Below are 23,938 nucleotides of genomic sequence, written 5' to 3'. Positions count from 1 at the left end.
CCTACGATCCACGCATGCAACGACGGGAGATCGACGGGGTGACCGTTCTCGAGGAGAAAATTCCCGGCCCGCTCGCCGGGACGCTTTCTTTCGGCTGCGACCCCCGCGACGAGGACCTCGACACGATCGGCCTGACCCACGTGGTGCAGGAGTTGGTGCTGCGGGCCGAGCCATACGTCGCGGACCAGTGCACCGAGATGACCGCCCTGAGCGAAACGTCCTTCACCGCGGCCGGCTCCCCCGTGCAGATCGCGGAGCACTTCGCCGCCATCTGCACGATCCTCAACGGCCTTCCGCCCGCGGACCTCGCCGACGCGCTGGCCGACGCTGACCCCGGTGACCGGTACCTCGGGGGTGTTGACGATGGTCTGCACGACCCCTGGGGATCACTGCTCGCTCGCCGCTACGGTCCTCGCGGCCCCGGCCTGGCCCGCTGGCCGGTGGTGGACTACCGGCTCTTCACCGCCGATGAGATCGGGCGGCACGTGCGGACGTTCTTCACCGCCGGCAACGCGGTCCTCGCCCTGACCGCCGCCGCGCCGCCGGCCATGCGCCTCCCCCTGCCCACCGGGCCACGAGTCACCCACCCCACGCCGTCCGGGCGATACCAGAGCGGCCCCGTCTGGTACGCCGACCAGGTCCGCGGAGCCGGGCTGGCGTTCCGGGCCGAACCCGACGCGGCGGCGATCATGCTCCTCCGGGTCCTGATGTCGCGCGTCGACACGGCCCTGGCCCGCGCCGGGCTTCCCTACGCGAGCTACCCCGAGTTCCTGGCGCTCGACGCGGCCCTGCACGAGTACGGGCTGATCCTCCGCACGCGGCAAAAGAAGGCGAAGGGCTCGGACGCGGCGACCGCGGCGGAAATCCTCTGGGCCGAGATGCAGCGGCTGATCGGCGAGGGTCCGTCGCAGGCGGACCTCGACCGTGAGATTGCGTTCGCCGAGGCCCCGCCAGTGACCCTCAGCCAGCTGCGGAAGGAGCCACCGGACGTGCTGGAGCGGGTCGGGCCGCTGGAGTCGGCCGCCCAGCGGGAGCTGTTCGGCACGACCGAATTCGTTCCGCCGGATCCGCCGGACCGCCTGCGCCGGTTCACCCCGGAGGCGGCGCGCGACCTGATGGCTGGATGGCTGTCCTCCGCGATGGTGGTCGTGCCGCACGGGACGCGACCTGCACTACCCGGCACCGCCGAGCAGGCCTGCCCCCGCGGCAGCGTGCAGCCCTCCGGTGAGGTGTACCGGCCGGCGTTGCTGAAGCGGCTCGGCTCCAACGGCGTCCTGATCGTCAGCTCCGACAGCGTCGCCACGGTGGACGGCGACGGTGACGTGCACACGGTGCCGCTGGCCGATGCGCTCCTGATCGAGTGGGACGGGAGGTTCTTGCTCGCACACCCGGGCCACGGCTGTGTCACCGACATCTCCAGCTACTCCGCAGCCATCGTCAGACTCCGCTCGGTGCTGCGTCCCAGGCGCGTGCGACAGGAACACCGACTTTAGGCGTGGTGATCCGACGACTGTCGCCCTAGTGAGTTGTCCGGCGGTTCGACTCCTGCCGGACCGCCTCCGTGAGGTCGCGCCAGGTGCCGGCCGAGGTCTTCATCATCCGGTCGACCATCGACCAGGCTGATGCCTCGCCGGTGAAGTCGTACGAGAATTCTTGCCCTCCGTCACCGCCGAGGCGGCCACGGACCCGCCAAAGCTGACCGTCGGAGACCAGCCAGATATCGCGACGAGCGCCCCACGACCCAATCCACCAGCGACCGCGTACCTCCACCGGCAGCAGCCTACTCGAACACATGTGCGAATCGGCCGCCTGCCGGCGGAGCTGTTCAAAGTTTCTGTACGTCTTCAAGGCGGCCCTGAACGGGCCGCACGCGCCGCCGCCAGGGCGCGCGGCTGGCTCGCTCGCTTGGGGCTCGCGGCCAGCCCCGCCGAACGCCCGGCGGCTGGCGCGGAGAGCGGGAAGCCCGGGGGCCGCCGCAGACGGGTAGCTCAGAGCGTGGTGAAGGTTCGGTGCCGGCAGCCGGCCGCGCCGCGCCCGAGCAGCGCGGCGCAGGGGAGGGCACGCGGGGTCCGTGCGGCGGGTCGCGCTGGTCGCGGGGTCGCGGGTTTACTGCGCCTCCGGCGGGGGCGCAACGACTCCAGGATGGCCGGGGCTCCGTCGGCGGGTCGCGGTCCGTGGGTGGTTGCCCAGGGCCATCCCGCCAGCCGACGACCCGGGCGAGCCGAGCAGACCACCGCCCGGCCCGCCAGCGTCCGTACGTGCGTCAAGGTCCGCTTGACGTGGCGGACCGGGCGGCGGCCCGCTCCCCGGAGGGCGGGTCGGCGGCAGACGGGATGGCGGAGGACTCGCTCTACTGCTTACGCCGGACGAAGGAGGACGACATGACGCTCGCGCGGCACGACGACCAGGAGGCGGCCGAAGCGGCTGTCGCGCACCTACTGACGGAGTCCCTACTGATGATTCGCTACCTGGCAGCGTCTGATGGGGATCGGGCCGTGCCGGACAACCGCCGCCAGGAGCAGGTGCATACCCTCGCCGACCTGTGCCACAACCTTCCTGCCTGGCTCGATCCGACTCGCCGGGACCGCATCCATGAGGGCATCGCCTTCATGTGGCGTACCGCTTCGCCGAACAAGCGACGATGGGTCCGGCAGTGCTGGGATGCGATCAGCTACGACTACCGCTGGCTCATGACTGACTAACTGGGTGACGACGCGCAGGAACAAGGCCGGACGCCTGTGGACGCTGGCGGACTGTTCGGACAGCCCGACGCCCCTACCCGCCCAGTCCATCGGCCGCCGATCATTCCTTCACACCGAACCGGTCGGTTCCGGTTGTCGGGCATCCGGCGCACCGCGCCGAGCGCTGGGGTTGGCCACCGGACGAGGCGACGGCATGATCACGAGATGACTTTTTGGCCTACGTGGGACGAGTGGTTGGCGACTCTGTCGCCGGATGTCCGCGAATCTGCCGTCTCGCTCGCGGAGAGGTTCAAGGAGCTTGGAGCCCTAGACCCGGAGTCGTGGGCTAGGTCGGAGATCAGCGAGAACATTCCGCAACTGGCTCGGTTCATGGTTCTGCGCGCCCTGTGGCGCCCCGACCAGATCTTCGGCGACCGCGCCTACGACTACGACAAGTACCTCCGGGCGGTACGGGCCAAGGGCATCCGCCCGCGCATCGCCCGCCGCGGTCAACCCCACGGCTCCGGTCTCGGAGTAGTCCGATGGGTCATCGAGCGCACGATCGCCTGGTACCACGGCATGAAACGGCTACGCATCCGCTGGGAACGCCGCGACGACTTCCACGAAGCCTTCCTCGCCTTGGCCACCTGCATCATCACGTACCGACCCGTCACCCGGCTTTGTTAGGACCTCTAAGTCTGGCGTAGCCGGCCGATCCGGGGGACGAAGCGTCCGACTCTGGCGGCATTGCGTCGGTAGGCCTCGCTGTGGGTGGCGATCAGGTAAGGCTCCTCGACCGCGCGAACTTGCAGTTGCAGCCCAGTACCAGGACGAGCAAGGCGGCGAGTGCCACCGCGTTGGGGACCATGAGTGTCAGCCCGAGTGTGCTGGCCGCCATGGCGGTGAAGATGGGATTGCGGGCGAGCGCAAACGCGCCGTCGGTCACCAACTCGGTGCGTTCGGACGGGTCGACGCCGATGCGCCAGGAGGTGCCCATGGCGAGTTAGGCGGCGAGCGTGACGGCGGTGCCGGTGACGGACACGACCAGGCCGACGATGTGCTTTGTGGGCCGCTGCCGCGCCTGTTGGCGGTGCACCCGTCGCCGCAGTTCTCGGTCTCGCGGGTGGCAGATCGCATGGCAGGCACTCCGACTCGCGCGGAGGTTGCGGCTGGCTGCCTACCTGCTGACTGACGGCGTATTCCCCTGCTTGAGCAGGGTGGCCTGGCGATTCAGCCTCCCAGTGCAGAGGGTGCCTCGTTTCCCGGATCGTCCGCCGGGGCCAGCGCCACACACATAGCTTGGTCAGGACGAGGCAACCGCCGCTCGTCAGCGGGGCACCCGTCGATCAACCGGCTTCTTCGGGAAGTCGCAGCGCAACTCGGCCAACCGTCCGGCGGCCCGGCGAGACGGGGAACCATGAGCGACATGCCATCAGACATCACCGTGGCCCTGGTGCACGGCGCCTTCGCCGACGGCTCCAGCTGTAACGGGGTGGTCGAGCGACTGCTCGCCGCGGGCGTGCCCACGACCGCGATCTCCAATCCGCTGCGCGGTATCGCCGAGGACGCCGCCTACGTGGCCAGCGCGATCAAGCAGCTCCCGGGCGGGTCCTCGCGGTCGGTCACTCCTACGGCGGGGCGGTCATCACCAACGCCGTCTCCCAGGTCGACAACGTCGTCGGCCTGGCCTACGTCGCGGGCCTTCGTCCCCGGCGAGGTGGAGAGCCTCATGGACATCGAGAAAGGGCTCCAAGGGCAGCGTCCTGGGCTGGTGTCAGGCGAGACGGTGGTTGAGGGCGGTGTGGCGGCGGCCGGCGCCGACGGTGCGTACGGCGGTGGCGAGGGCGCGGCGGGAGCCGACGAGGACGACGAGTTGTTTGGCGCGGGTGACGGCGGTGTAGAGCAGGTTGCGTTGCAGCATCATCCAGGCGCTGGTGGTCAGGGGGATGACCACGGCGGGGTATTCGGATCCTTGGGAGCGGTGGATGGTGATGGCGTAGGCGTGGGCGAGTTCGTCGAGTTCGTCGAAGTCGTAGTCGATGCTTTCGTCCTCGTCGGTGCGCACGGTCAGGGACTGTTCCTCAGTGGACAGGGCGGTGACGACGCCGACGGTGCCGTTGAACACTCCGGCTTGGCCTTTGTCGTAGTTGTTGCGGATCTGGGTGACCTTGTCGCCGATCCGGAACACCCGCCCGCCCATTCGGCGCTCCGGTTGCCCCTCCCGACCCGGCGTGAGCCGCTGTTGCAGTAACCCGTTGAGGGCGCCGGCCCCAGCCGGGCCGCGGTGCATGGGGGTGAGGACCTGCACGTCGCGGCGCGGGTCGAGGCCGAAGCGCGCCGGGATGCGGGTGCAGGCGACGTCGACGGTCAGGGCGGCGGTGGCGTCGGTGTCGTCGCAGGCGAACAGGAAGAAGTCGGCGAGGCCTTGTAGGAGGGGTGGCTTTCCGGCGTTGATGCGGTGGGCGTTGGTGACGACGCCGGACTGGGCGGCCTGGCGGAAGATCTGCGTCAGCCGCACCCGGGGGATGGCTGGGGCGGCGAGGAGGTCGCGGAGGACTTCGCCGGCGCCGACGGAGGGGAGTTGGTCGACGTCGCCGACGAGGAGCAGGTGCGCGCCGGGTGGGACGGCCTTGACGAGCTTGTTGGCAAGGATGAGGTCGAGCATCGACGCCTCGTCGACGACCAGGAGGTCGACGTCGAGGGGGTTGTCCCGGTCGTAGGTGGCCTCGCCGCCGGGGCGCAGCTGCAGCAGCCGGTGCACGGTGGCCGCGGGATGCCCGGTCAGCTCCGACAGGCGCTTCGCGGCGCGGCCGGTCGGCGCGGCGAGGGTGACCTTGGCTTTCTTCGCGGCGGCGAGTTCGACGATCGAGCGGACGGTGAAGCTTTTGCCGCAGCCGGGCCCGCCGGTCAGCACGGCGACCTTGGAGGTCAGCGCCAGCCGGACCGCCTGCTCCTGCTCGGCGGCGAGGTCGGCGCCGGTGCGGGCCTTCAACCAGGCGAGGGCTTTGTCCCAGTTGACGTCGGCGAAGTGGGGCAGCCGGTCGGCTCGGACTTCCAGGAGCCGCTGCAGCGACCCGGCCAGGGACTGCTCGGCGCGGTGGAACGGCACGAGATACACCGCCGGCACGGGCTCGCCGTCAGAGCCGGGCAGCACCTCGCGGACCACGCCCTCCTCAGCGATCAGGTCGTCGAGGCAGCCGGCGACGAGGTCGCCGGGCACGTTCAGGATCTTGGTGGCGTCCGCGATGAGCTGCGGGGCGGGCAGGTAGCAGTGCCCGGAGTCGGTGGCCTCCGACAGGGTGTACTGCAGGCCGGCCTTCACCCGCTGCGGACTGTCGTGGGGGATGCCCACGGCCTGGGCGATGGTGTCGGCGGTTTTGAAGCCGATGCCCCACACGTCGGCCGCCAACCGGTACGGCTCGTTGCGCACCACCGAGATGGCGGCGTCGGCGTACTTTTTGAAGATCCGCACGGCCAGGGACGTGGACACCCCGACCCCCTGGAGGAAGACCATCACCTCCTTGATGGCCTTCTGCTCTTCCCACGCCGCGGTGATCTTCGCCGTTCGCTTCGGACCCAGGCCGGGGACCTCGACCAGCCGGGCGGGTTCCTCCTCGATGACCCGGAGGGTGTCGAGGCCGAAGTGGGCGACGATCCGCTCGGCGAACACCGGACCTATGCCCTTGACCAGGCCCGAGCCGAGGTAACGCTGGATGCCCTGGATCGTGGCGGGCAGCACCGTGGTGTAGGAGTCGACCTCGAACTGCCGCCCGTACTGCGGGTGCGACGACCACCGCCCCGACAGGCGCAGGCTCTCCCCGGGCTGGGCGCCGAGCAGCGCACCGACCACCGTCAACAGGTCACTGCTGCGGTCGGTGGCTACGCGGGCGACGGTGTAGCCGGTCTCCTCGTTGACGTAGGTCAACCGCTCCAGCACCGCGTCCAGTACCGCCAGGGGCGGGCGGGTGGGAGCCGTCACGGCACCTATCGTGCCGCTCGCTGCTGTGACATTGCCACCCACCCTCTCTCGCGTCGCCCGTGAGGTTCCCCGGATAGCGTGGAGGCGACGATTCCGGGGGACTGACATCAGGCTCTGGCTCTGGCAACGTGGACTTCGGCGAGCTACGCGCAGACACTGCGTTCGATGCGTTTGCGGACACGACCGACCTGTTCGACGCTCATCCCGACCGGGTCCTCGACCTGTCGCCAGCCGGAGTACTGCCATACCAATGGTGCAGAAGCGCGATACGGGAGCTGGTGGGGACGTCGCCGGACGGCGACCCCCGCCGTCACGTTCTATCCCGCCTTGAAGCGCCACCCCTGTTGGCCCGTTCCGACCCGGTTCCAGGTTCCCCTACTCAGGAACTGGCCCGGCTTGCCGGCGACGCAGCGTGCGGATCCACCCCTGGGCGGTATGCCGCGGCACGTCGTAGTGGTCCGCGACGGCAGCCACACTCCCGGCTTGCTGGTAGACCTCTTCGAGATCGGCCGGTGATCGCCGGTACACCCGCCCCTCACCTGCGGAGGATCCGCCTTCCGCGGACCGCTTCATGGCCTTCCCCGCAGTAGTCGTGGCCCTGGCGCTCGCTGCGGTCTTCCCCCTGCCCGCTCGGCTGCGGGTAGCGCCATTGCCCGACGCCCGGACGGCCTTCTTCGCCTCTCTTGCCTTGGTCGCCGGTGACGCCTGCTTGGGCACCACGACGTCAACCGCGCCAGCACCCTCAGGGTTAGTCGTCGCCGGCTCATCCGCAGCCGCTGTAGGCGCGGTGGCCTGGACCGCCGTCGCTTCGGCGGCGGGCTCACCGTCGTCAACGGACACACCGCCGGCTGCGGGCACCTCGTCGGATCCGGCAATCGGCGGCGTAGCTATCTGCTGCCGCCCGCTGGCGGCGGGCGCGATCGCCCTCAAGAGCAGGTCCAGGTCGACAGCGGGGATCTGACCAGCGGTCAGCCCGTCCCCCTGGCCAGCGCGTACCACCAGTTCGGTGATGCGCGGACTGGTGTCACTCACCTCGACCTTTAGGGTTGTGGTCGCTTGACTGGGATCGTCTGCGGCGATTGTGATGGTGTAGGAACTCATCGAAATATGACCTCCAATGTGGATGCCGATTGTCGCCCAATGTCAGACGTCCGGCAACGCGGCAGGAACCCCACCTGTTCACCGATCGGTGTTGATGAAGAAAGTACCGCAGGCCTCCTGAGCTGTTATTTCAACCCATCACCGTCACCGACGAGAATTTGAACGTCATCGACGGCGGGGTCCTGGTCACCCTCGGGGCCGGATCAGCATCGACGGCGACCGGGCCGAGGTCCCGCTCGCCGTGATCGAGAGCGGCCGTAGCGGGCAGGGGCTGACCTACCGGGTGAGCCGCCACGGTATGACGTGGCAGATCGACGGCACCGCCGGGATGCAATGGATCAGTTGAACCGGCGCGAATCTGGCTCGCGCGTCAGCGGGTTCTCCGCGCTGATCGCTTTCGTGGCGGGGTCAGCAGATCCGCGATCGTCGCGATCGCGCTCGGCACCAGCCGGTAGTACGCCCAGACACCGCGCTTCTCCCGCTCCAGCAAGCCGGCCTCGGTGAGGATACGCAGGTGGTGACTGACCGTCGGCTGGGAGAGGCCGAGCGGCGCGGTCAGGTCAGAGACGGACGCCTCGCCCTCGGGGACCGACTGGATCAGGCTGAGCAGCCGCAGCCGAGCGGGATCGGCGAGGGCCTTGAGGACCCCCGCGAGACGCTCGGCATCGGCACGTTTGATCGGCTCGCCGACGAGCGGCGAGATCTGAGGCATGGTCATTTCGGCCGAGGCATTTCCCACATATGCCATCCTTCCATCAGCACTCCAGCGTCTGGACCTGCGTCGCCCACGCCGTTCGCGTACTTCGACCGCCGGTCGTCTTCGTGGAGAACGTGGCCGCCCTCCTCCGACGCGGACTCGACGTCGTCGAAGCCGACCTGGCCTCGCTCGGGTACGACACGAGCTGGCTGTGCCTACGCGCATCCGACATCGGCGCCGCCCACCGCCGTGACCGGTTGTTCCTGCTGGCCGCTCCCCGCGAACACCATCAATGGCGTGCGGACGTTGCCGACACCGTGCGCCCGTGACGGCAAAGGCCCCGGCCACCAATACGGCCTGCCCGACCTCATCGAACCCACCGGCTCCACACACGGACTGCTGCCCACCCCCACGACCGCGGCAAGCGGGCCAACCCCCTCCCCATCGGCCGTGGCGGCAAGCCAACGCAACCTCCGCGGCATCGCCGGACAGCTGCTGCCCACACCCAGTGTCGCGGACAGCCGGTCGTCGGCCAGCGCCACCGCCGGACGCTTCACACCAATCGCGCACGACAGCCGGACGCTGACCGGCGCGGCTCGGCTTCTGCCCACCCCGCGAGCCAGCGACACCGGCACCCCCGGCCGGCGAGCCGGCGACGGGTTCCGGCCCCCGCTGTCGCAGGTGCTCCTACCCACCCCGCGGGCCACCGACGGGGAAAAGGGCTGCCCCGGACAGCGAGGTTCCCACGGCGACCTCACCCTGCCCTCCGCGGCAGTCCGGGTCCCCGCCCGGACCCTGCCCACGCCACGCGCCTCCGACGGGCGCGGACCCGGCCAGCACGGCGACGGCGGGGCCGACCTGCACACCACCGTCGCCGCCCTGTCCGACAGGCTGGGGCGGCTCGACGAGGACAGGTGGGGCGTCTACGCCGCCGCAGTGGCCCGGTGGGAGCTACTGCTCGGCCGGTCCGCGCCCGAGCCGACGCAAGCCGGCCGGCACGGCAAGCCCGTCCTCGCCCCACCATTCGTGGAATGGCTGATGGGACTCCAGGACGGCCACGGCGCTGATCTGGCACCCCGCCGAACTTGGGCGTCGACGCAACCTGACGGTCGTCCGGACCCGTCGAGCTTGCGGAGGAGGGAGCCCCATGGTGGATGCCGAGGGTGAGTTCGTGGAGTACGTCTCCGCGCGACTGCCGATCCTGCATCGGACCGCGTTTCTGATGTGCGGCGACGCCCACTTGGCCGACGACGTGGTGCAGCGGACGATTACGGCGCTGTACGTGAACTGGCGCCGGGTCAGTCGGGCCGACAACGTCGATGCGTACGTGCACCGGATGCTGGTCCACAAGCTCGTCGACGAGAAGCGGTTGAGCTGGGCAGAGGTCCGGCTGCTGGGGTGGATGCCGGAGCCAGAGCGCCCGCCGGTCACGCCGCACGACGAGCTGGCCGAGCGGGACAGCTTGCTCGCCGCGCTCGCCCACCTCGCCCGCGGCCAGCGCACCGCACTGGTCCTGCGGTTCCTGTGCGACCTGTCGCTGACCGAAACGGCCGCCGCGATGGGCTGCTCCGAAGGCAACGTGAAGTCGCAGACGGCTCGGGCGCTGGTGGCGGTCCGCCAAGTGCTCGGCCTCACCGAGATGGCTGGGAGGAATCTGAGATGACGATGTCGGATGACCAGCGGATCGTCGCACTGCTCCAATCGGCGCCGGTTCCCGAGCCGCGGGTTGACGTGGGCCGCGCGGTCCGCGACGGCCGGCGCCGCCGCCAGCGCCGCCGCGTCGGCGGGATCGCTGCGGTGACGGTAGTGGCTGCGCTCGGCGTCGTGGGCGCCGTCCAACTCGGCGGGGCCGCCGGCCGGCCGGCTCCGGCCACGCCAGCCCTCGCGGCGTCACCGGCCGGGACCGTGTCGACCGCCCCGGGCTCGCCGGTCACCTGCGCGGCGTCGTGGTTGCCGCAGCCGATCGACGGTCCGGTCGCGGTGGCGTACAACGTTGACCCCACAGGCCGGTACATCGTCGGCGACATCGGCACCGGGCAGGAGAACGGGCGGGTCGTGCTGTGGACCGACGGCCAGGCAGACGTCCTGCCGGCCGGCGCGCGGCACGCGGCCGCGGTCAACGCTGGCGGCGACGTGGTCGGCACCAACGGCGATGGCACCGGCTGGGTCTACCGGGACGGGAAGCTGCGCTTCCTGGCCACCCCGCCCGGCTACCATGCGGTCCTCGTGCACGCGGTCAACGGCCGGGGCGACATCGCCGGCACCGCCAGCGGAGCCGGCGAATCGCACCACGCCGTGCTGTGGTCGGCGGACCGCCCGCAGGAGTACCGGCTGGTCGGCCAGCCCGGTTCCGCCGCGACCGGGATCACCGAGGACGGCACGGTCGTCGGCGCGATGGGCCAACGGCCCTACCGGTGGACGTCGCAGGGCACCGGGGCGGCGCTGGCGGTGCCCGACGGCTACCCGCGCGCCTCGGTCGATTCGGCGCACGGCGAATGGGCGATCGGCATGGTTCCCGGCGTCCAGCAGGGCGGCGCCGTGCAGATGCTGCCGGTACGGTGGAATCTCACGACCGGGGCGGTGAGCCTGTTGCCATTCCCGGGGGTGGCCGGGATCGCCGGCAACGGCGACGTGCTGGTCGGCGACGGCGCGCCGCTGGTCGTCGCCCCGGACGGCACGTCCCGCCGGTTGCCCGGCCGGCCCGAGGTCCGGGCGACCGAGGCGGGCACGTACACGGCCAACGGGATCAGCGACGACGGGCTGACCGTGGTCGGTGCCGTCTACGAGAACCAGGCGCACCGGCCGCTCGTGTGGCGCTGCCGCCGCTAAAGGTCGCGCGCCCCGGCCCATGCATCGCGGACCCGGGTACGCCGCTGAGATCGGGCAATGCGGGCCAGCCACTGCGCATGCCGACGAATGCGGGATGGGTCGTCGGAGAAGCAGCTTTCCCACTGGTGATCCAGGTTCATCCAGGCGACGGGCTGGCCGGGCTCGGCCACCAGCGGAACAGCCCGGTCGACAATCGCGGCATACGACAGTCCCAGTGTCGCCGGATGATCGGGATGGTATGAGCGGACGCAGACAGCGGCCGGCCGGGTGAGGAGCTCGGCCACGACACCCGTCTCTTCAAACAACTCACGGCGGGCTGCCTCACGAGGTGTCTCCCCGGGTTCGACTCTCCCTCCGGGCGGAACCCAGCCCCGCCACGGATGGCACACCAACAGCACCTGGGTCAGATTCGTGTCGAACACCCAGACCTCAGCCCCCAGCGGGTCGACCGGACTGCTACCGACGGCGGCCAGCCAGCCGGCGACGCCCTCGAATTCGACGATTGCTGTCAACGTCGCCCAATGCGGCCTCGAGCGACTGCCGCTGCAACTCATCACGACTCATGGGCCGGAACCTAGCGCGAGAGTGCGACATTGCCCGGCCCGGGATCTCGGGCCCACCTCATCACGGTCGGTGACTGCCATCAAGGCCCGACTGTCGTGTCCGTCCACGAGGAAATTCCCGTGTCCGCTGTCAGGCGGTAAGCCGGGATCCGGGCCGATTGAGCGCGATCGGCCAGCAACGGCCACCAGGATCGGCCCGGCATGAACGTGCAACGGGGCGGGCGGTCCGCATCTAGTCCGTAAGACGTCCACGGACGGTGGGAGAGTGGTGAGGAATGCCGAGAGGTGTTTTCGCTGGTAGAAGCACGCTTGCGCAGGTCGCCGGATCGCCCATCTTGATCTCGTAATGCATAGGTCACGCCAGCCGTCAAGCCGAGCGGGCGCGTGCGCGGTAGGAAGCCTTGAGTGTCTGTGCTCACGCAGCCCTCCGGCAGGCAGGGTTACGGTGCGGTCGTGAAATCACTCGGATCGCGGGTCCTGCTCGCCCATGCCGCGATAGTGCTCGTCCTTGTGGCCGCTTTCCTTGCTATGGATGCCAGCGCCGACGGCCCGACCGTGGCTGTCGGCCTCATGCTGCCTGGCCTTCCGCTACTCGCGCTTGGGCTGCCCTGGTCGGCTGCCTTCTTTAACGCAGACGATCCTCTCACCAAAAGCATGTGGCTGGTACTGGCGCTTGGGCCGGCGGTGTTCAACGTAGTCATTCACGGCTTGATCCGCTTGGTCTTGGTTGCCACACGAAGCGTCGATGCCGGAACCTAGGCGATGGATCACAGGATCGGTCGGGCTATCCACGGGCCACAAGGTTGTGTCACCCGGGGCCAATCCAGGCCACCCGAGAGAGCGCCGAGCGGCCGTAACGCCACCTTCCAAGCCGATCTTGTGCGATTCCTAAGCTGACAGTCTGGAGCCAGGGTTGGGAGCCACCGGGGCGAACGGAGCCGGACGAGGCCGAACCGATCCGGCTGCCGGGTGCGCGGCGACCAGGGCGACGCGGACGTTGCCGAACGGCTGCGGAGTGGTCTTGGGAATCTACGGATCAGAAGGTCGACGGTGCATGGCTGTACAGCCAGCGGTACAGCCCAGCGAGTCCCCGAGAACGACAGCAGCCGACACGTCCCGACCGTGCGAGCAGGCACCCGCCCCTCTGACCCGGCATCCGCGATCTTCTCTTAATCCGCGGGTTCAGGGTTCGAGTCCCTGGCGGCGCACCAGCATTAACACATCAGGCCCGGTCCTCCTGGACCGGGCCTGACCCCTTTGCTTGACCCCAACGTCAGGCGTCGAAGAGAAAGCTAAGCTTGTCGACCGACGACCGCTGGGACTGCCGGGTGACCTCTACGTAGGATCAGCTTGGTGATGGTCGGGGAGCTATGGCCGAGGATGTCCTGGATCTTCTCAATGGGCACGCCCTGCTCGTACAGAAGTGTGGCGCAGGAGTGCCGTAGATCATGGAACCGGATCCGGCGGAGCCCTGCTCGATCCAGGAGCCGCTCAAAGTGACGGTTGAGGTTGCGCGGCTCGATCGGAGTCCCAATGCCGGTGGTGAAGACCAGCCCCGAGTCCTTCCAGTCCTTCCCGGCGCTCTTGCGTTCAGCGTTCTGGGCGGCCCGCTCAAGTCTCGCCTTGCCCAGCCGCCGGCCCGCCTCGTCCTGTATCTCGACGTCGTGATGGTCCTCGGCCCAGTCGTCTCCCACGAACAGCACGTCATCCCTCCCGCCGGTCCACAGTCGAGCGGCCTATCTGGCAGCGCTCGGGAAAACCGCCTCGAGCTAAGGATCAAGTGCTCACACCGACGCACGGCGGGCACGGCATCCCATCAGCGATTCCGTCTCCCGACCACCGGCAGGGGCACGATCTGTCAATAGGACTGCGATGCGTCCTGCAACGGGAAGTGCTCACCCGCCAGCGGATACCGGACCAGAGTCTGCCGAACCGACCTGGTAGCTGTCATTAGCAACGTCGCCAGACGGGAGCACACTGACGAGCGCTGCCGCGGACCAAGCTCCGAGGGTGCAGCCGTTGCCGGACGCGTGCGGATGCGGTGCACAGAGCTTGTAAGCGAGATGTCCGCAGCTTGGGAGGAGGACGTTACGGCCACGAGGTGCCTGGACGTTGCTCGCTGGCCTGGAAGTCGGTGTGGGCGCTGGCTTCAAGTTCGCGGCGTTCGTCAGGGGTGAGCTGGCTGTAGTGCGTCCAAAAGCCGTCGAAGGCGTCGCCGAGGGCGGGACCGTAGGCGCTGCCCAGCGTGGCGGTCCGCAGCGTGATCTCACCGTTGAGGACGGCGCGTGCCATCTCGCGGAGTTCGGATTGCGGGCTGTCGGCGAGCCGGTCGAGGCTTTCGCGCAGCGCACGGAGGCGGCGGGGATCGTCGCCGGCGATGTCGGCGAGGTCGCTCATCGTGTGGCTCCGACCGTTGCCAAGGGGTGGTCATACCCGTTGCTGCCGGGCAGCGCGGGCAGCTTGACGGTTTCGAGGTCGCCGAGCCTGTGCGTGAGTGCGGAGCGGAACGCGAGGACGGCGGCGCTTGCTTGTTGGTAGAACTGGGTGGCCTGGCTCCACAGCTTGAGCATGTAGGCGATTTCGCCGGCGGCGACGCCGTAGCCGACGACAGCGCCAACGCCAGTTGCGGAGGTGGCCGTACCCGCAGCGGCGGCGATGCCGGCGATGATGGCGGCGTCGATGAGGCCTTTGATGACGCCGCCGAGAGCTTCGTTGATGGACCACACGGATTCGGCCATGGTCTTGTACTCGTTGCCGATGTCGTTGAGTGGTCCCCGTAGTGCGCCAGTCGCGCTGGAGAGCTGCGTGAAGTAGCTGAAGGCCGCGTCTCCTGCCTGTCCCTGCCACACTTGCCGGAGGGTGGCCGCGCCGGTCTGGGTGTTGAGGGCCAGGTCGTGTAGCGCGGTACCGGCGTTGGCGAGGACGGGCTGCATGGTGGCGAGCGTTTCCCAGTTGCCGAAGAGGCGCTCTTGGAGCCAGGAGATGGGGTCGAAGCCGAAGACGATGTCGAAGCCCTTCATGGCCCAGGACGTGGGGCTGATGTAGTCCATCCAGCCGAGGGAGTTCGGGGGCGAGTCGGGCTCCGGCGGCGGCGTGAGACTGCCGGTGACATCGCGCAGGTCGGTGAAGGGTGGCGGGGGACAGACGAGCGTCGTCAGCTCTTGTTCCAGCGCTGTCGGCGTTTGGCACGGAGTGGCACCGGACAGCGTGCGATCAAGGCTTGCCGCGGCTGTGAGATCGGTCTGCCGGTAGTAGGCGGCGGCAGCGTTCAACTCCGGTCCGGACACATCGAGCAGAGTGGTCAGCCGCTTCATCGTGTCGGCAATGACGGTGGCGGCGTGCCGGTGCCCGTCGGCGGCAATGGCGATCAGTTCCCCGCCGGTGGCCTCCGTGGAGTGGGTGCTGATGTAGCCGCGATCGCGGAGGAGTCGCCGCTCGCACGGTCCAGTTGTCGGGCGTAGCTGACCAGGGCCGTGGGCTCGACCGAGAAGCTCACCGTTCGAGCACCGTGGCAACGAGGACGAGGCCAGCCAGTCCGACCACCACGAGCGCACTTGATACCACCAGGAGCCTGACCGCCAGCTTGCGCTGGTGTCGGACCGGGTAATAGGCGATCCCGGCCAGCCCGGCCAGGACGAGAACAGCCATCGGGATCAGACGCAGCCCGGCGGCTGCACCGACAACCGTGGCGAACACGCCGACGAAGCCGAAGAAGATGGCAACGTTGGCGATGGCTGTTCGCAGGTTGGCGTAGGCGGTGTCCTGGAAGTCGTAGACCGCGCCACGGACGTCCCGCTCCGCCTGCGCCCGCTCCTCCGGGGACATCGACTTGCGGAGCTTCCGCCGGCTCTTGTTACTCCCTGCGACCATGCCAGCGACGATAGCAACCACCCGCCGATCCAGGCTGTCCCCAATCCATCGCTCGCAAGGGAAGCAGGGAAGCAGCAAGAGCGCCGGTCCAGGTCAGTTTCGGGCAGCATCCGGCGGAAGGCCGCACCTGTTCAACAGTGAGCCTTTTCAAGCTGATCTTGCAGCTCAGGGCGGGTGCGGCGAGCCCGGAGATCGATAAGGGCGAGGCTCCAGGTAGGACAGCAGTCGACCAAGATCCGATGCCCCGACCGGGAGCCTCGCCTGTGCTGTCTTACCCCTCCACGATCTCGCTGTCCAGCCGCACCCTGAACCACCTCGCTGACCTCATCCGAGCGCACCGCAGCCAGCATCGATCACGGTGGCGGCGCCTCGACCCGGGCCGGCAGGCGCTGCTCGCCCTGGCCCACCTGCGCAACGGCGACACCTACACCCGCCTCGCCGCCGGGTTCGCCGTCGGCGTCGCCACCGCCTGGCGCTACGTGCAGGAAGCGATCGTGCTGCTCGCAGCGGTCGCCGAGGACCTGGCCACGGCGATGCGGCGCATCCGGCAACTGGCGTACGCGATCCTGGACGGCACGCTGATTCCGATCGACCGCGTGGCAGAGCAAAAGCCGTACTACTCCGGCAAGCACAAGCGCCATGGCGTGAACGTGCAGGTCATCGCCGACGCCGCCGGCCGGCTCGTCTGGGCCTCACCGGCACTGCCTGGCTCGGCGCACGACCTCACCGCCGCCCGCATCCACGGCATCATCGACGCGCTGACCAGCGCGGACGTGATGACCTTCGCCGACAAGGGCTACCAGGGTGCCCGGGGCAGCGTGCGCACGCCGTTCAAGCGGCGCCGCTTCCGGCCGAAGCTGTCGCGCCGGCAGAAGGCGGTCAACCGGGCGCACGCGAGAATCCGAGCCCGCGGCGAACGGGCCATCGCCACGCTCAAGACGTGGAAAATCCTGCACAAGCTGCGCTGCTGCCCACGCCGCGCCACCGCGATCGTGCAGGCCATCCTCGTCCTGCACCACGTCGAAGCCAACCGCTACGCAGGATGAAAATGGCTCATTGATGGAAACCGTCCGGGCGCTCCTGCAGACCGATGGAACCGTGGCCGCAATGCGTCACCTACGCAAGCACGCCTCGGCCCTCGGACCGCAGCAGGCGAAGGCATACGTTGCAGCGTTGCGTGACGGAGGAGACCCTCCGAAGGAACTGACGGACCTCACTTGCATCCCTGAGGTCTGCCCGCCCCTTGGCCATCGACACGCGGACCGGGCCTTCTCAGTAGCCACCTGATGGCTAGGCGCGGCCGGTGGTGCCAGCAGCGTTTGTGGCCACAGCACCGACGGCAAAAGTGGGATTCTTCCTCGGTGGAGATCCACCTGCTACCAGGGACCGGCGTGCGGCTGCCGCTGCTGGCGTGCCAGCTTACGTTTGGCACGGCGGAACACGACGTGGTCGCGGCGCTGGCGAGCGTCGACGTGCAGGAGGCGTTCGTGTGTGGTTTCCGGGCAGAGACGCCCGTTTCAGCCAAGACGCTTTCTGTCGGTGGCGTCACGATAACTTTCGGATTTTCTGAAATGCCCGGCGCCCTTAACACGGTGGCCGTCGGCCGCTCCGCCGACGACTTGGCCGGCGCGGTCGCCGTGGCCTTCGATGACGTCGATCTGTTCGGTTGGCCGGCGGACGATGTTGTCGCAGCGTTGCGCCACGCCGGTCACGAGGTGCACCACTCCGGCGACGGGAACGTGTGGATAGACCGCCAGCTATGGTTGTTCTACCAGCCCCATGGAGGTACGACGCCCGCCGGTCGTAAGCCTCGACGGGAACCGCCCAGCTACCTCAACCACGTCTGCCTCTATTCGTGTCGTCAGGGCTAGGGCCGGCCCGCTGGCCACCGTCGGCGAGGTCGCCGGCCTCCCGCTGCATGGCGGTTGGAGCGCAACGCTTCGGCTGACACGGCGCCCAGTGCTCCGAGCGGCAGCAGCCGCGGACTCGAACGCTGTCATGCGACAGAGGCAGCCAGGAGGCAGCGAGAGCACCAGCCACGGGCGGTAGGAAACGACGCGAGGCAGCAACGACGCCTTGCTCATCAGCGCAAGCCGACGTTGGTTGACATCCAACGATGCGTCGTACCCGCGTTCACACCGAAGAGGTCACTCCGTTCGCCGTCGCTTGCGGCGCTTGCGGGATCCGCGGAGCGTGTCGGGCGTCAGCGTCGTTTCCTCGGCAAGTGGCTCCGGCCGGTCGGCTCAACGGCTCCAGGTTCTGCCGCATGATTCACAGTGCAACGGGGTCTTGCAGACTTTCTGATCATCTTCGTCACGGTGACATAACACGAGGCCCAGTAGCCGCAGCGGGCCACCGCAGCCGGGGCAGGTCTCGCCCTGCCATTCGGTGCCGACCATGTGCCAGAGGATGCCAGCGTTTCCCTCTCCGGCCACCAGCCGGGGCACGATCTGTCCCTGGCCTGCGAAGGCGTCCTGCAAGCCGCGAGTGCTCACCTGCCAGCGGCTACCGGATTCGAGTCCGCCGCACCCCCTTGCAGCGTGGAGTCCGGCAACGGCTGTCGACAGCTACGGTGACAGCAACGAGCCGGGATGAGGCCAGCGGCAGGCGGACTCGCGCGGACAGTTGCCCGAGGTCGCGGATGCGCACGGACCCCGCCGGACGAGGCGCCCAGAACTTGTAAGCGAGGCGTCAGCCGGCCGATGGCTGTTCCGGGCAGTAAGGCGTCGGGGATCCTGGTCAGGTGGACAACCAGAACCTCGACGAGCTGATTCGGGCCGGGCGCAACATACAAGCATTTGCACTGATCCGCGAGCAGTTCGGCTGCAGCCTGACAGAGGCGATTGACGTGCTGAGTGAGCATCACCTGCGGCTGAAGGTCGAGCAGCCAAGCGAGCAGCCGAACCAGCGATCGTCGACGGACGATGACGGACCCAAACACCAGGTGTGGCGCGAGGACAAGGCGGCGAACCAGCGCCGGGCAGCCGACTCGTAATGCGTAGGTTGTCGTGATAGCAGCGGTGACAGGAAGCGTTTGCGACGAGGACGACCAGGACCAGTGCCAGCCGATGATCGCCCAGCGCCGCGGGCGGAGCCCGCCGTACTAACCGACGTACCAGTCGAGCAGTTCCCAGCCGGGCGGTGTTGCCATGACAAGCAGCATGGCGATGCTGGCGGCAGTGACCATGGCCAGCAAACGCCACCGGGGCTGCTCGGCCCGGAAGTCGGCAGAAGCCAGCAACGGCAACGCCACCAGCAGGCAGAGCAGGGCCGGGATGAAGCCCACGCCGACCGCAACAACTGCTGGCCAGGACCAAGCGGGCGGTGCCTGCTCGGGGAAGTAGTCAGCATCAGTGATGAGGTATGCGACTACCGCGTAGCTGTAAGCCGCAAGAACGAGCAGCTGTACCCACACGAGTGTCCACACCCGTCGGTTGGTAGCCGCTGCTCTCTGCGCCGTCGCCTGCATCGCGGCAGAATAGCGGTTTACGGTGCCCGCAGCCTCCCTTGCTTCCATGTCCTGGTGAGGACGTGACCGCCGCCGTGGAACGCTACGACGCATGCCGGAGACGTCATGAGGGCGGTCGGTGTCACGTTGGGGTTGCGCTCTTGCCGCGCCGGTCCCGAGGCTACGGCAGTTGATCGGCTCAGCCTCGGCCGAGTCAGCAGAAAGTCAGCGAATGCCGTGATGCGTGATCGACGCCGATGATCACAGCCGGCATGGCACCGAGGGCAGGACGGGGAACGACACCTGCTGACACTGGTCGACAACGCCGACCAGGCTCCCCCGGACGGGGGTCGTTAGCCGGGCGCGCCGGCTGCCGTACTCGGGTTAGACGGTGGAAGGGCAGGCGTTGAGTAGGGCGAGCGGCCAGGCCCCGGACGCCGCGGACCACGATGAGCACCAGGACATGGGTTGCCTGAGGTTAGGCCTCAGCCCGCCCGGGATGTGCTGCCGGCAGCGACTGGTGGTATTACAGCCATTTGTTCGGCATTTCGACTGCGTGGGCTTGGGTTCGACATGAGATCAAGCGGCGAGGTCGCGCCCGTAACGCAGCCAGGCGAGCAGCCGAGCCGGCGGGAATGGGCGGGCAACCACGGACTCGGGCATCTCGACACCGACGAGTGGTTCGCCGACTGCCCGATCCTGCTGGACTTCGGCGCAGACCAGGTCAAGGTCAACCACCAGAATTTCGACGATCTGTCCCTCACCTGAAACTCGGCCGATCCCACCCGTCCGGTCCGCTGGCCCACACCCGACGACTTCCAACTCGCCTGGCGCGCCGAACCCCTACCCCAACTGGCCCCATTGCCAGGCCAGTGGCTGAGCTTGTTCTTTAACCTGCGCGCTGTTTACGTGCGGTGATGCTCAGGTCACGTTTGACGGTCTTCCCGACGTCGTGGCGGGCTGCTGGCCGGCGGTTTCGTGAGCCGGGTGGGCGTCCGGGACCGGGCCGGCCGGGTTTCGGCGCACCGGCTGGCTGGGCGCTCTTTGCGCGCAGGTTTCGGAACCCCCGCCGGACCCGGGCGGGAGTGAGCCGGTCAGGTGCTGCTGGTCGCTCCCACGGCCGGCGCAGGTCCGCGGCGAGGGGTCGGGCGAGACGCAGCTGGGTGTGGGCGGTGATGATCAGCCACGTCCAGCGGTCAGCGGCCTCGGGAGTGCGGATCTTCGGCCGGGCCCAGCCCAGGGTCTGCTTGAACAGCCGAAACGTGTGCTCAAGGTCGAAACGGCGCAGGAACGACTGCCACCAGCGGTCCACATCGGTGGCGGTGGCGCTGACGGCCGAGCACCACAGCCACACCGGCTTGGGGTCACGGTCACCGGGTAGGTGATCGACCTGCAGCCGGATCAGGGTGCCCTCGATGACCGGCAGGTCACCGTCGTGGTCGATCCAACAGGTGCGGCGGGTCAACCGCGGGTGCAGCCGGTCCCAACTGCAGGCGCGGGCGGTGCCGTAGCGGGTCGTCTCGGTGGTGGTGTGATGCTGCGGCGCCGGCCAGCTGTCCGGCTCGTCTAGGCGGAATTCAGGGCCGTGCTTGGCCGGACGGCCGTTCGTCCCCGGCAGCCGGAGCGGCTTCGGTAGCCGTAGCACCCGGTCCGATCGGATCCGGCCGAGCAGGTGCACGGGCAGGTCGGCCAGCACGAACGCCAGCCGGGTGATGTCGTATCCGGCATCAGCGACGATCAGAATCTCGGGATCGCCGTCGCGCCAGTGCCCTGCCTCGATGAGACGGTTGACGACGTCGCATAACTGGGCCGCGGTCACGGCAGTAGCGTCGTCGGTCGGGCCGAGCCGTTGCGCGTCCAGGATCGCGGTCCACGAGGTGCGCCCGGACTCCAGCGCGGCGACGAACGAGTACGGCCACCCAGGGATCATCTGGGCCTGACCTTTCGCCCGGCCGTAAACATGGCAGAACAGCCGGTCCGCCGATGTTGAGGCGTCCGGGCGCAGCCAGTTACTGACATCGACCGCCAGGACGATCCGACCGTCCGCGGTCCGCGGCAGCGCGAGCCTGCCCAGGGTGGTCCGCAGCCGGGCCAGGTCGATGCAGCCGTTGTTCAACCCGTCGTACAGGGCGCCGTGACCACGCCGGTGCTCCGCCGCAAGCGACAGCCCGACCAGGCTGGTCACCGGCCCGTCGGCGCACAACACCGCATCGGTCAGCTCGAACAACGCATCCGCCCGTCCGGTCAAACACCGGTAAAAACCTTGCCGGAAGGCCGCCAGCACCGCCGCCGGATCAGCCACCGGCTCGGCCTCAGCGGGCGTGTCGGGTAACCCCAGACCGCCCAGGTAGTCCACAATCGTGGCCACGGCCACCGCCTGATCTCCGCGTCCTTGCAGGGAACCGAAGGATCATCAGACGGTGGCCGTCCTCCGTCCAGCAGGACGCGCCGACGTCCATAAAGGACCCTGCCGAACCACGAACGGCGAGGTTAAAGAACAAGCTGAGTGGCTGTTTCTATTCCGAGCTGCGCTGGTGGCGCGAGGAATCGGTCGAGTGCGCGGGCGGCTGGCGTTCGGGGAACCGTCACGGTGATGCCTTCCCGAACGCTGTGAACGAGGTGGGTTAGCTAAGCCAATGCTCCGGGTCAGCGCTCCGGGCCGAGGTGGGTGCGCTCGCCGTCGTGGTCGAGGATGCACAGCACCTCGGCCGGTCCGCGGTCCGCGCCGAACGCGTGCGGCACCATCGTGGAGAACTCGGCGGCCTCGCCCGCCTCGACCCGGATGGTCCGCTCGCCGAGTTGCAACACCACGGTCCCGGAGAGCACGGTGAACCAGTCGCGCCCCGGGTGCACCCGCAGATCCCGCGGGATCGGCCGGGTGATCCGCAGCTTGGCGACCGTCATCCGGGGCGCGGCGTCGCCCTGGGACAGCAGCCACGTGGTGATGCCCCGCTCCGGCTCGTGGTGTGGCCGGATCACCACGTCGTCGTCCCCGCCCGCCTCGACCAGCTGGTCCAGCGTGATGCCCAGCGCCCGGGCGATCGGGGTGAGCTGGTCGAGCGCGATGCGCCGGTGGCCGGTCTCGATTCGGCTTAGCGTGGACGGGCTCAGATAGCTGCGCGCCGCCAGCTCGTCCAGCGACCACCCGCGGGCCGTCCGCAATCCGCGGATGCGCTGCCGGACGAGGGCGTCCAGATCTCCGTCTTGCTTCATACGCAAGACCTTATGCCATCGGCGCATGGCCGGCGTACGGTCGGCGCATGGCACACACGCACCTGGGCGAGATGCTCGAACTCGACGCCGCCGTCCTGCACGAGTATTACGCGGAACTGATCGGCTGGGTCGGCGCACAGCTGCCGGACCGGCCGCACATCGTCGACCTCGGCGCGGGCACAGGCGTCGGCAGCCGATCGCTGGCCCGCCACCTGCCCGCCGCCCGGATCACCGCCGTCGACGTCGACGAGGAGATGCTCGCGCACCTGCGGCACAAGGCGGACGAGGAGGGCCTGGGGGACCGGATCCGGACCGTACGCGCGGATCTGGACCAGCCCTGGCCGCAGCTCGAGCCGGCCGACCTGATCTGGGCGTCCGCGTCCCTGCACCACATCGGTGACCCGGACACGGCGCTGGCCCGGGCGTACGAGCTGACCCGCCCCGGCGGCCTGTTCGCCGTGGTCGAACTCGACTCGTTCCCGCGCTTCCTGGACGACCCGGCCGGCGCCGCGCTGGAGGAGCGGTGCCAGGCCCTGCTCGCCGCCAAGCGCCTCGAACACGGCCTGCACATGGGCGAGGCGTGGGGCGAGCGGCTGGCCGGCGCGGGCTACACCGTCGAGGCGGAGCGCCACTTCGACCTCGTCCTGCGGCCGCCGCTGCCCGCCGCGACCGGCCGCTACGCGGAGATCTCGCTGGGCCGCATCCGCCACGGCCTGGAGGACCGCCTCCCGGCCGAGGACCTGGCCGCCCTGGAGCAGCTGGCCGCCGACCTTCCGCACCGCACCGACTTCACGGTGCGCGCGGAGCGTACGGTCTGGCTGGCCCGTCGCCCCACGTAGCTAGGCCGCCTGCGGGGTCGGTCTGATCGTTGCGTGGGTGTCAAGGAGTACCTGACCCCCGTACTACCCCAACGGCAATGCAAAAGCGGCACGGGGAGCAAGACCAGCACGGGGCTCCGCAGCAGGTCACACACGATGGCCGCCGCCGAGCGAGGGTCCTCTTGATCCGCGGGTTCGGGGTTCGAGTCCCTGGCGGCGCACCAGCAATCATCTGGGCATTCACCCTTCGGGGTGGGTGCCCAGATGTCGTTTCAGACCGAGTGACAGCAACGGCGACAGCAACGGTGTCACTCGTCAACGCCATCACCCGTCTCAGGCTCAGTGAGCGCCGCGTCCATGTGTCCTGCGGCCTCTTGCTGCATGGCCGGCATGACGTGCCCGTAGATGTCATGGTCACTGCGATCTGGGAGTGGCCGAGGATGTCCATGACGACTCGTGGCGACACGCCTGCCGCCAGCAGCAGCGTCGCGCAGGTGTGCCGCAGGTCATGAGAGCGGATGGACCGCACACCGGCCCGGACGATCAACCGGCTGAAGGCGGTGTTCAGGTTGCGTGGTTCGACGTGGCGGCCGGTGGCGGTGGTGAACACTAAGTGCCTCTCGTCGGTAATTCGTCGGGGGTCACGCGGCGGCGGGTAGGAACTCGTGGGCGGCGAGTCGTTTGAGCAGGGCGTCGAGGTCTCTCTTGGTGTATCGCCAGTTGAACGGTCGGGCGCCGA

27 protein-coding genes and 1 pseudogene are annotated in these 23,938 nt (G+C 68.9%); 14 read left to right on the top strand and 14 right to left on the bottom strand.

Annotation, left to right across the window (positions count from 1 at the left end; all coding sequences use genetic code 11):
• Window positions 1–14: 14 nt before the first annotated feature.
• Window positions 15–1,493: a hypothetical protein gene (locus NCC78_RS07195; RefSeq protein ID WP_250792615.1), complete on the top strand. Its 1,479-nt coding sequence runs from the start codon at window positions 15–17 to the stop codon at window positions 1,491–1,493.
• 25 nt (window positions 1,494–1,518) lie between these two features.
• Here the strand turns inward: NCC78_RS07195 and NCC78_RS07190 are convergent, their stop codons facing one another.
• The gene (locus tag NCC78_RS07190) at window positions 1,519–1,794 is read right to left on the bottom strand and encodes a hypothetical protein (RefSeq protein ID WP_250792613.1); all 276 of its coding nucleotides are present in this window, start codon (window positions 1,792–1,794) and stop codon (window positions 1,519–1,521) included.
• Between the two features lie 587 nt (window positions 1,795–2,381).
• On the opposite strand from NCC78_RS07190, the gene NCC78_RS07185 reads away from it, so the two are divergent.
• A complete protein-coding gene (locus NCC78_RS07185; protein ID WP_250792610.1) occupies window positions 2,382–2,702 on the top strand; it encodes a hypothetical protein in 321 nt (106 codons plus the stop codon).
• 204 nt (window positions 2,703–2,906) lie between these two features.
• Window positions 2,907–3,368 carry a transposase gene (locus NCC78_RS07180; RefSeq protein ID WP_250792608.1) on the top strand — a complete coding sequence of 154 codons (462 nt, stop codon included), beginning with the start codon at window positions 2,907–2,909 and terminating at the stop codon, window positions 3,366–3,368.
• A gap of 91 nt (window positions 3,369–3,459) precedes the next feature.
• Here the strand turns inward: NCC78_RS07180 and NCC78_RS07175 are convergent, their stop codons facing one another.
• The gene (locus NCC78_RS07175) at window positions 3,460–3,678 is read right to left on the bottom strand and encodes a methyltransferase family protein (RefSeq protein WP_250792606.1); all 219 of its coding nucleotides are present in this window, start codon (window positions 3,676–3,678) and stop codon (window positions 3,460–3,462) included.
• Between the two features lie 542 nt (window positions 3,679–4,220).
• On the opposite strand from NCC78_RS07175, the pseudogene NCC78_RS32440 reads away from it, so the two are divergent.
• Window positions 4,221–4,475 (top strand): annotated as a pseudogene (locus NCC78_RS32440) (alpha/beta fold hydrolase); the annotation flags it as partial.
• Here the strand turns inward: NCC78_RS32440 and recD2 are convergent.
• The 3 genes from recD2 to NCC78_RS07160 form a co-directional block, all read right to left on the bottom strand.
• Window positions 4,456–6,669: an SF1B family DNA helicase RecD2 gene (recD2, locus tag NCC78_RS07170; RefSeq protein ID WP_250792632.1), complete on the bottom strand. Its 2,214-nt coding sequence runs from the start codon at window positions 6,667–6,669 to the stop codon at window positions 4,456–4,458. The pseudogene NCC78_RS32440 and the gene recD2 sit on opposite strands and share 20 nt — an antisense overlap.
• Window positions 6,670–7,035: 366 nt before the next feature.
• Complete coding sequence (locus NCC78_RS07165; protein WP_250792604.1) at window positions 7,036–7,761, bottom strand: hypothetical protein; 726 nt, start codon at window positions 7,759–7,761, stop codon at window positions 7,036–7,038.
• Window positions 7,762–8,131: 370 nt separating this feature from the next.
• Window positions 8,132–8,509 (bottom strand): ArsR/SmtB family transcription factor, encoded by a 378-nt coding sequence (locus tag NCC78_RS07160; protein WP_250792602.1) that lies wholly within the window; start codon window positions 8,507–8,509, stop codon window positions 8,132–8,134.
• Between NCC78_RS07160 and NCC78_RS07155 the strand changes: the two genes are divergently transcribed.
• The 4 genes from NCC78_RS07155 to NCC78_RS07140 are packed head-to-tail and all read left to right on the top strand — an operon-like array spanning window position 8,503 to window position 11,287.
• Window positions 8,503–8,787 (top strand): DNA cytosine methyltransferase, encoded by a 285-nt coding sequence (locus NCC78_RS07155; RefSeq protein WP_284706263.1) that lies wholly within the window; start codon window positions 8,503–8,505, stop codon window positions 8,785–8,787. The two genes, NCC78_RS07160 and NCC78_RS07155, sit on opposite strands and share 7 nt — an antisense overlap.
• Window positions 8,708–9,625, top strand: coding sequence for a hypothetical protein (locus tag NCC78_RS07150; RefSeq protein WP_372495078.1), 918 nt, complete (start codon window positions 8,708–8,710; stop codon window positions 9,623–9,625). Before NCC78_RS07155 ends, NCC78_RS07150 begins: the two co-directional genes overlap by 80 nt.
• Complete coding sequence (locus tag NCC78_RS07145; RefSeq protein WP_250792596.1) at window positions 9,606–10,121, top strand: SigE family RNA polymerase sigma factor; 516 nt, start codon at window positions 9,606–9,608, stop codon at window positions 10,119–10,121. The genes NCC78_RS07150 and NCC78_RS07145 overlap by 20 nt, the downstream gene beginning before the upstream one ends.
• Entirely contained in the window at window positions 10,118–11,287 is a 1,170-nt protein-coding gene (locus NCC78_RS07140) for a hypothetical protein (RefSeq protein WP_250792594.1), read from the top strand. Before NCC78_RS07145 ends, NCC78_RS07140 begins: the two co-directional genes overlap by 4 nt.
• Here NCC78_RS07140 and NCC78_RS07135 read toward each other — a convergent pair.
• Window positions 11,284–11,799, bottom strand: a complete 516-nt coding sequence (locus NCC78_RS07135) for an NUDIX domain-containing protein (protein ID WP_284706262.1) — start codon at window positions 11,797–11,799, stop codon at window positions 11,284–11,286. The genes NCC78_RS07140 and NCC78_RS07135 overlap by 4 nt on opposite strands.
• Before the next feature lie 504 nt (window positions 11,800–12,303).
• Between NCC78_RS07135 and NCC78_RS07130 the strand changes: the two genes are divergently transcribed.
• The gene (locus NCC78_RS07130) at window positions 12,304–12,609 is read left to right on the top strand and encodes a hypothetical protein (protein WP_250792592.1); all 306 of its coding nucleotides are present in this window, start codon (window positions 12,304–12,306) and stop codon (window positions 12,607–12,609) included.
• Window positions 12,610–13,142: 533 nt separating this feature from the next.
• Here the strand turns inward: NCC78_RS07130 and NCC78_RS07125 are convergent.
• The 4 genes from NCC78_RS07125 to NCC78_RS07110 all read right to left on the bottom strand — a co-directional run bounded on the left by NCC78_RS07125 (window position 13,143) and on the right by NCC78_RS07110 (window position 15,720).
• Window positions 13,143–13,481, bottom strand: a complete 339-nt coding sequence (locus NCC78_RS07125; protein WP_372495080.1) for a tyrosine-type recombinase/integrase — start codon at window positions 13,479–13,481, stop codon at window positions 13,143–13,145.
• A 457-nt stretch (window positions 13,482–13,938) separates the two neighbouring features.
• The gene (locus NCC78_RS07120; RefSeq protein WP_250792588.1) at window positions 13,939–14,247 is read right to left on the bottom strand and encodes a hypothetical protein; all 309 of its coding nucleotides are present in this window, start codon (window positions 14,245–14,247) and stop codon (window positions 13,939–13,941) included.
• Window positions 14,244–15,164 (bottom strand): WXG100 family type VII secretion target, encoded by a 921-nt coding sequence (locus NCC78_RS07115; protein WP_250792586.1) that lies wholly within the window; start codon window positions 15,162–15,164, stop codon window positions 14,244–14,246. Before NCC78_RS07115 ends, NCC78_RS07120 begins: the two co-directional genes overlap by 4 nt.
• A gap of 178 nt (window positions 15,165–15,342) precedes the next feature.
• Window positions 15,343–15,720 carry a hypothetical protein gene (locus tag NCC78_RS07110; RefSeq protein ID WP_250792584.1) on the bottom strand — a complete coding sequence of 126 codons (378 nt, stop codon included), beginning with the start codon at window positions 15,718–15,720 and terminating at the stop codon, window positions 15,343–15,345.
• A 263-nt stretch (window positions 15,721–15,983) separates the two neighbouring features.
• Here NCC78_RS07110 and NCC78_RS07105 point away from each other — a divergent pair, with 263 nt between their 5' ends.
• The 3 genes from NCC78_RS07105 (at window position 15,984) to NCC78_RS07095 (ending at window position 18,715) form a co-directional block, all read left to right on the top strand.
• Window positions 15,984–16,766, top strand: a complete 783-nt coding sequence (locus tag NCC78_RS07105) for a transposase family protein (RefSeq protein ID WP_250792582.1) — start codon at window positions 15,984–15,986, stop codon at window positions 16,764–16,766.
• A 315-nt stretch (window positions 16,767–17,081) separates the two neighbouring features.
• Window positions 17,082–17,591 carry a hypothetical protein gene (locus tag NCC78_RS07100; protein WP_250792580.1) on the top strand — a complete coding sequence of 170 codons (510 nt, stop codon included), beginning with the start codon at window positions 17,082–17,084 and terminating at the stop codon, window positions 17,589–17,591.
• Window positions 17,592–18,463: 872 nt separating this feature from the next.
• Window positions 18,464–18,715: a hypothetical protein gene (locus NCC78_RS07095; RefSeq protein WP_250792578.1), complete on the top strand. Its 252-nt coding sequence runs from the start codon at window positions 18,464–18,466 to the stop codon at window positions 18,713–18,715.
• A gap of 108 nt (window positions 18,716–18,823) precedes the next feature.
• On the opposite strand, the gene NCC78_RS07090 is transcribed toward NCC78_RS07095, so the two are convergent.
• Complete coding sequence (locus NCC78_RS07090) at window positions 18,824–19,147, bottom strand: hypothetical protein (RefSeq protein WP_250792576.1); 324 nt, start codon at window positions 19,145–19,147, stop codon at window positions 18,824–18,826.
• 594 nt (window positions 19,148–19,741) lie between these two features.
• Here NCC78_RS07090 and NCC78_RS07085 point away from each other — a divergent pair.
• Window positions 19,742–19,936, top strand: a complete 195-nt coding sequence (locus NCC78_RS07085) for a hypothetical protein (RefSeq protein WP_250792574.1) — start codon at window positions 19,742–19,744, stop codon at window positions 19,934–19,936.
• Window positions 19,937–20,057: 121 nt separating this feature from the next.
• Here the strand turns inward: NCC78_RS07085 and NCC78_RS07080 are convergent, their stop codons facing one another.
• Window positions 20,058–21,470 (bottom strand): NF041680 family putative transposase, encoded by a 1,413-nt coding sequence (locus tag NCC78_RS07080; protein WP_284706264.1) that lies wholly within the window; start codon window positions 21,468–21,470, stop codon window positions 20,058–20,060.
• Between the two features lie 344 nt (window positions 21,471–21,814).
• Window positions 21,815–22,381: a helix-turn-helix domain-containing protein gene (locus tag NCC78_RS07075; protein WP_250792572.1), complete on the bottom strand. Its 567-nt coding sequence runs from the start codon at window positions 22,379–22,381 to the stop codon at window positions 21,815–21,817.
• Between the two features lie 47 nt (window positions 22,382–22,428).
• On the opposite strand from NCC78_RS07075, the gene NCC78_RS07070 reads away from it, so the two are divergent.
• A complete protein-coding gene (locus tag NCC78_RS07070; RefSeq protein WP_250792571.1) occupies window positions 22,429–23,220 on the top strand; it encodes a class I SAM-dependent methyltransferase in 792 nt (263 codons plus the stop codon).
• A gap of 40 nt (window positions 23,221–23,260) precedes the next feature.
• On the opposite strand, the gene NCC78_RS32435 is transcribed toward NCC78_RS07070, so the two are convergent.
• On the bottom strand, window positions 23,261–23,830 hold the full coding sequence (locus NCC78_RS32435; RefSeq protein ID WP_372495079.1) for a tyrosine-type recombinase/integrase: 570 nt from the start codon (window positions 23,828–23,830) through the stop codon (window positions 23,261–23,263).
• Between the last annotated feature and the right edge of the window lie 108 nt (window positions 23,831–23,938).

The sequence above is a fragment of the Micromonospora phytophila genome, from assembly GCF_023656545.1.
Classification (GTDB): Bacteria; Actinomycetota; Actinomycetes; order Mycobacteriales; family Micromonosporaceae; genus Micromonospora; species Micromonospora phytophila.
Note: the sequence above shows the minus strand (reverse complement) of the source record. Positions and strands in the feature narration are given on the sequence as shown.